General features: G+C 35.0%; 1 protein-coding gene. It reads left to right on the plus strand.

The features are described from left to right. Positions 1–497: 497 nt before the first annotated feature. The coding region (gene tssD, locus INT04_RS19180) for a type VI secretion system tube protein TssD (RefSeq protein WP_193017608.1) at positions 498–658 on the plus strand (161 nt) is incomplete at its 3' end.

The following is a 658-nucleotide window of genomic DNA, read 5'->3' on the forward strand; positions in this document are numbered from 1 at the left end:
TGGGTGATATTTCTGTCTCTATTTAAAGGGATCTTCTGCGATACACTAAATTTTAGGTGCGCATTTTTTGTCCTTTGAAATTAAAAATCGTAGTTTGCTTATTATTCTGAAAATAGGGTTATTTTTCCCTTATAAATCAATATTGTTACAATTTGAAATAAAATACACATTTTGTTACATATTAAAAATCCATGTACATTAGAACTGACTGGCTTTAGCGAGATTTCGGACATTTACGAAAGAGAATAATATAAGTAAATACACTTATTTTAAGAAACGAAAGCAGTAAATAACGTGTGAACAATTATTTTACGCTAAGTCACTTATCCTACGAGGATACAACGTCCTTCTTTTCCGTCACTCCCTTTACTTCCCCTTAAAATTACTTAAGCTACTCTAATCAAATCGCGGTGCGCACTGGCTGATTTTTTGAAAAGGACATCAACAATAATCGTTTTGTTGAGAAACAATTACTGATAGTTAATTAAGGACTTGCCATGCCAACTCCCTGCTATATCTCCATTGAAGGAAAAACCCAAGGTAATATTACTGCGGGTGCATTTACGGCTGAATCAGTAGGAAATATTTATGTTCAAGGCCACGAAGATGACATGCTGGTGCAAGCATTCTCTCATGTAGTGACTGTGCCCACTGATCC

It is taken from the genome of Proteus sp. FME41 (assembly GCF_014897315.1).
GTDB lineage: Bacteria > Pseudomonadota > Gammaproteobacteria > Enterobacterales > Enterobacteriaceae > Proteus.